The sequence below is a fragment of the Verrucosispora sp. ts21 genome (genome assembly GCF_002879555.1).
Lineage (GTDB): Bacteria > Actinomycetota > Actinomycetes > Mycobacteriales > Micromonosporaceae > Micromonospora > Micromonospora gifhornensis.
The window spans coordinates 21,032-27,286 of record NZ_PNOZ01000079.1; the positions used below are offsets into that span (position 1 = coordinate 21,032).

4 protein-coding genes are annotated in these 6,255 nt (G+C 69.3%); all 4 read left to right on the plus strand.

Annotated elements, in window-relative coordinates; genetic code table 11:
• Positions 1-4: 4 nt before the first annotated feature.
• On the plus strand, positions 5-916 hold the full coding sequence (locus C1A38_RS25530) for an ABC transporter substrate-binding protein (RefSeq protein ID WP_102660260.1): 912 nt from the start codon (positions 5-7) through the stop codon (positions 914-916).
• Between the two features lies 1 nt (position 917).
• On the plus strand, positions 918-1,898 hold the full coding sequence (locus tag C1A38_RS25535; RefSeq protein WP_102660261.1) for an amino acid ABC transporter permease: 981 nt from the start codon (positions 918-920) through the stop codon (positions 1,896-1,898).
• 74 nt (positions 1,899-1,972) lie between these two features.
• The gene (locus C1A38_RS25540) at positions 1,973-2,725 is read left to right on the plus strand and encodes an amino acid ABC transporter ATP-binding protein (RefSeq protein ID WP_199180328.1); all 753 of its coding nucleotides are present in this window, start codon (positions 1,973-1,975) and stop codon (positions 2,723-2,725) included.
• Between the two features lie 121 nt (positions 2,726-2,846).
• Positions 2,847-5,546, plus strand: coding sequence for a DNA polymerase I (polA, locus tag C1A38_RS25545; RefSeq protein WP_102660263.1), 2,700 nt, complete (start codon positions 2,847-2,849; stop codon positions 5,544-5,546).
• Positions 5,547-6,255 lie beyond the last annotated feature (709 nt).

The window sequence follows — 6,255 nt, forward strand, 5'->3', positions numbered from 1 at the left end:
CGACATGTTCAACCTCAAGGGTCGTCGCCGGGCCGTCATCGGTGTCGCCGGTGCGGCGCTGCTCACCTTCTCGATGGCGGCCTGCGGCGAGCAGGAGAGCGCTGACGAGCCCGGTTCGGGTCCGTCCGTCTCGGCCGCGCCGGACAACGATCTCGCCGCCAAGGTGCCCGACACGATCAAGGCCGACGGTGTGATCAAGGTCGGCACCGACGCGACGTACGCCCCGGCGGAGTTCCTGGACACCGACGGCAGCACCGTGATCGGCTTCGACGTGGAGCTGTTCAACGCGGTGGCGCAGAAGCTCGGCCTGAAGGCGGAGTACGAGTCGGCGCCGTTCGACGCGATCCTGCCGGCTGTGCAGTCCGGCAAGTACGAGATCGGTGTCTCCTCGTTCACCATCAACGCCGAGCGGTTGCAGTCGGTGAACATGGTGAGCTACTTCTCCGCCGGCACCCAGTGGGCCACCAAGACCGGTAACCCGGCCCAGGTGGACCCGGACAACGCCTGCGGCAAGAAGATCGCCGTGCAGGTCGGCACCGTGCAGCTCGACGACATCACCGCCCGGTCGAAGGCGTGCACCGACGCCGGCAAGCCGGAGATCACCATCGATCAGTACCAGGCGCAGAGCGACGCGACGGCCGCCGTGGTCAGCGGCAAGAACGACGCCATGCTGGCCGACTCCCCGGTCGGCGCGTACGCGGTGAAGCAGAGCAACGGCCAGCTGGAGGTGCTCGGCGACATCTACGAGTCGGCGCCGTACGGCTACGCGGTCCCCAAGGACCAGACCGCCTTCGCCGAGGTGCTGAAGGAGGCCGTGCAGGCGGTCATCGCCGACGGCAGCTACAAGGCGGCCCTGGAGAAGTGGGGCGTCGAGGGTGGGGCCATCACCACGTCGGAACTGAACCCCGCCAGCTGACATGTCACTCGACACCGATTCACCCGAACGGGCACGGCCGGAACCCATCCAGGCCGTGCCCGTGCGGCATCCCGGGCGGTGGGTAGCCGTCGCCGTGATCGGGGTGCTGGTGGCCATGTTCGTGCACCTGCTGGTGACGAACGAGGCGTTCAACTGGTCGTTCATGGTCGACAACATGTTCCGGCCGCCGATCATGGCTGGTGTCCGCGGCAGCCTGGCGCTGCTGGTGACGTCCATGCTGATCGGCATCGTGCTGGGCATCCTCCTCGCGATCATGCGACTGTCGGGAAACCCGATCCTGCGCGGCGTCGCGTGGGCGTACACCTGGTTCTTCCGCGCGGTGCCCCGGCTGGTGCTGGCGATCCTCTTCGGCAACCTGGGCATGCTGTGGTCCCGGATCGAGTTCGGATTGCCCTTCGATCGGCAGATCGGCGCGCTGTTCGGGGTGCAGGACTTCGAGGCGCGGCTGTTCGGCTTCTCGGCGACGGACCTGCTCACCGGCTTCGTCGCCGGCATGCTGGCGCTCGGCCTGTCCGAGGCCGCGTACATGGCGGAGATCGTCCGGGCCGGCATCCAGTCGGTCGACGAGGGACAGACCGAAGCGGCCCAGGCGCTGGGCATGACCCAGGGGCAGATCCTGCGCCGGATCGTGCTGCCGCAGGCCATGCGGGTGATCGTCCCGCCGACCGGCAACGAGACCATCGCGATGCTCAAGGACACCTCGCTGGTGGCCTTCGTGCCGGTCTCCACCGAACTGTTCTTCCAGATCAGAGCCGTCGGTAGCCGGACCTTCCAGGTCTTCCCGATGCTTGTCGCGGCGACCATCTGGTATCTGCTGTTGAGCAGTGTGCTGCTCGTCGGGCAGTACTACCTGGAACGGCACTTCGCCAGAGGCAGCGGTCGTGCCGGTCAGGCCAGGGCCCGGCTGCGCGGCATGGCGGTCGGTGGCGGCGGCGCCGCCGGAGGGGCAGGGGGCGTATGACGCAGGCGAGCGTGCCGGCCCAGGCCGGTGTCCCGGCTCAGTCCGGTGTCCCGGCTCAGGCCGGGGCCGGGCCGATGGTACGAGCCGAACAGGTGCACAAGTCGTTCGGCTCGATCGAGGTGCTCAAGGGCATCGACCTCGAGGTACGCGCCGGGGAGGTGTGCTGCCTGCTCGGGCCCTCCGGCTCGGGCAAGTCGACCTTCCTGCGCTGCATCAACCACCTGGAGAAGATCAACGCCGGGCGGATCTGGGTGGACGGCGACCTGATCGGCTACCGGGAGCGCGGCGGCAAGCTGCACGAGATGCGGGAGAAGGAGGTCGCCGCCCAGCGCCAGGCCATCGGCATGGTGTTCCAGCGGTTCAACCTCTTCCCGCACAAGACCGCCCTGGAGAACGTCACCGAGGCACCCCTGCTGGTGCGCAGGGAGAAGCGGGCCGAGGTCCGCGACCGGGCGGTGGCGCTGCTGGAACGGGTCGGTCTGGGTGACAAGATGAGCAACTACCCGAGCCAGCTCTCCGGTGGTCAGCAGCAGCGGGTGGCCATCGCCCGAGCCCTGGCCATGCAACCCAAGCTGATGCTCTTCGACGAGCCGACCAGCGCGCTGGACCCGGAGCTGGTCGGTGAGGTCCTCGACGTGATGAAGGACCTGGCCCGCGACGGCATGACGATGATCGTGGTCACCCACGAGATCGGCTTCGCCCGCGAGGTCGGCGACTCCCTGGTCTTCATCGACGGCGGCGTGGTGGTCGAGCACGGCAACCCCCGCGAGGTGATCGCCAACCCGCAACACGACCGCACCAAGGCCTTCCTGGCCAAGGTGCTCTGACCTGCCCTGCGTCGATCGTGGGGTTGGCGGCAGTTCATTGCCGCCGACCCCAGGATCAGCGGGTGAGGGTGCCGCGAGGCGGCGGCGGGAGTTGTCGGCGGGACGGACTAGAGTCGCCACCGTGACAGCTACGACGCCGCGCCTGCTCCTCGTCGACGGACATTCCCTGGCATACCGGGCATTCTTCGCCCTGCCTGTGGAGAATTTCTCCACCACGACGGGGCAGCCGACAAACGCGGTCTACGGCTTCACCTCGATGCTGATCAACGTGTTGCGCGACGAGCGGCCGACCCACATCGTCGTCGCCTTCGACGTGTCCCGCCGCTCCTTCCGCACCGAGAAGTACGCGGAGTACAAGGCCGGCCGCAGCGAGACCCCGGCGGACTTCAAGGGCCAGGTCAGCCTGGTCAAGGAGGTCCTCGCGGCGTTGCGGGTGCCGGTGGTCGAGAAGGAGGGCTACGAGGCCGACGACATCATCGCCACCCTGGCCTGCCAGGCCCGCGACCAGGGGATGCCGGTGCTGATCTCCACCGGTGACCGGGACGCCTTCCAGCTCGTCGACGAGCAGATCACCGTGCTCTATCCGCGTAAGGGCGTCTCCGACCTGGCCCGGATGGATCCGGCCGCGGTCGAGGCGAAGTACGGCGTCGGTCCCGACCGCTACCGGGATCTGGCCGCGCTGGTCGGCGAGACCAGCGACAACCTGCCCGGAGTGCCCGGCGTCGGCCCGAAGACCGCCGCCAAGTGGATCAACACGTACGGCGGGGTGGACGGCATCATCGCCCGCGCCGACGAGATCAAGGGCAAGGCCGGTGACAGTCTGCGGGAACGACTCGCCGACGTGATCCGCAACTACGAGATCAACCGCCTGATCGCCGACCTGGACCTGCCGATCCGCCCCGAGGACGCCCGCTGGCAGGGGTGGGACCGGGAGGCGGTGCACCAGGTCTTCGACACCCTCCAGTTCCGCATCCTGCGTGACCGCCTCTACCAGTACCTCGACGCGGTCGAGCCGGAGGCCGAGGCGGGCTTCGACCTGAGCGGCGAGGTGCTCGCCGCGCCCGGTGCGCTGGCCGGCTGGCTGGAGACGCACGCGTCGCCGGGCACCCCGGTCGGGGTGGCGGTCAAGCTGGACACCGGCCCCAACCGGCGGCACACCGCCACCGTCACCGGCCTGGCCCTGGCCACCGCCGACGGCGCGGCGGCCTGGTTCGACCCGAGCACGCTCGACGAGAGCGACGAGGCGGCGCTGGCCGGTTGGCTGGCCGACGAGACCCGCCCCAAGGTGCTGCACGACAGCAAGCCGGCCGTGCTCGCCTTCGCCGCACACGGCTGGACGCTGGCCGGCATCACCCGGGACACCCAGATCGCGGCCTACCTGGCCCGCCCCGATCAGCGCTCCTACGATCTGACCGACCTGGCCCTGCGTTACCTGCACCGCGAGCTGCGGGTCGACGCTCCCGACAACGGCCAACTCACCCTCGACGGGCTCGGCGGCGACGGCGAGGCCGAGCAGAACCTCATGCTGCACGCCCGGGCCACCCTCGACCTGGCCGAGGCGATCGACGCCGAACTGTCCCGCGACGGGGAGCAGTCCGCCCGGCTGATGGCAGGGGTGGAGCTGCCGCTGATGCGGGTCCTGGCGAACATGGAGCGCACCGGCATCGCTGCCGACACCGACTACCTCTCCGAGCTGGAGGCGCACTTCGCCGCCGAGGTGAAGGCCGCCGCGCAGGGGGCGTACGCGGTGATCGGCCGGGAGTTCAACCTCGGCTCTCCGAAGCAGCTCCAGGAGATCCTCTTCGGAGAGCTCGCCCTGCCCAAGACGAAGAAGATCAAGACCGGGTACACCACCGACGCCGACGCCCTGCAGTGGCTCTACGCGCAGACCGAGCACCCGCTGCTGCACCACCTGCTGCGCCACCGGGACGTCGCCAAGCTCAAGTCGACAGTGGACGGGCTGCTCAAGTCGGTCTCCGACGACGGGCGCATCCACACCACGTTCAACCAGACGGTCGCCGCCACCGGCCGGCTCTCCTCCACCGAACCGAACCTGCAGAACATCCCCATCCGCACCGAGGAGGGGCGGCGCATCCGCCGGGCGTTCGTGGTGGGGGAGGGCTACGAATGCCTGCTCACCGCCGACTACAGCCAGATCGAGATGCGGATCATGGCGCACCTGTCCGGCGACGAGGCGCTCATCGAGGCGTTCAACTCCGGCGCCGACTTCCACGCCGCCACCGCCTCCTCCGTCTTCGCCGTGCCGGTGACCGAGGTCAGTCCGGACCAGCGGCGCAAGATCAAAGCAATGAACTACGGCCTGGCGTACGGGCTGAGCGCCTTCGGCCTGTCCCAGCAGCTCGGCATCACCGCCGAAGAGGCGCGCGGGCTGATGGAGAACTACTTCGCCGGCTTCGGTGGGGTCCGTGACTACCTGCACGAGGTGGTGGCGCGAGCCCGCCAGGACGGCTACACCTCCACCATCCTCGGCCGCCGCCGCTACCTGCCCGACCTGGTCAGCGACAACCGGCAGCGCCGCGAGATGGCCGAGCGGATGGCCCTCAACGCCCCCATCCAGGGTTCCGCCGCCGACATCATCAAGGTCGCCATGCTGCACGTCGACACCGCGCTACGCGACGCCGGGCTGCGCTCCCGGATGCTGCTTCAGGTGCACGACGAACTCGTCTTCGAGGTCGCCCCGGGGGAGCGGACCACGCTGGAGGAGTTGGTGCGGCGCGAGATGGGTGGGGCGTACCCGCTGTCGGTGCCGCTGGAGGTGTCGGTCGGCGAGGGCCGCGACTGGAACAGCGCCGACCACTGACCCGCCGGGGCCTGTGGCCCTTGCGGCCTCTCCTGGCCCTCGGCTCGGTTGCTGGCTTTAGCGGGGTGGGGGTTCGGGGGAGCCCGGCCCGCTCCGGGCGGTCAGGCTTGATTCCTGCGCGGGCCGGGCTCCCCCGAACCCCCTGACGTGAGCCGGGTAGCACCACGACGGCACCTCACAAGCGATGACCACCCTGCCGTACGTGCCACGAACGTTGACGCCCCTTTCGGTGGCTGAACCGCGCCCGCTGCCCGACCGCGCCCGCTGCCCGACCGCGTCCGGTTGCCCGACCGCGTCCGGTTGCCCGACCGCGTCCGGTGGCCGGGCTGGCCCGTCCCCGGAGCGGTGATCAAGAGGTTTTGGTCGGGAACGCGTTGGAATCTGACGCAAACCTCTTGATCGACGGACTTGGTGGGGCGTTGAGCTGGTTGGGCGCGAGGGTTGGAGGGCTTGCGTGGGGTTGCGCGGGTTGTGGTGGTGAACCCGTGCTCGGTGGCAGCGCGGCGGTGCGTGGGCGGATCGGGCGCGGTTCGGGCGGCGACGGTGACGGTGGTGGACCAGCATGTGCTCCGAGTTCCGTCGATCTTGCACTTGTTGTCGGTGCACAGGGTGCGTTTGGGGCAGATCGGCGACCGGAAGTGCATGATCGCTGGTGCTGGTGCTGGTGCTGGTGCTGGTGCTGGTGCTGGTGCTGGTGCTGGTGCTGGTG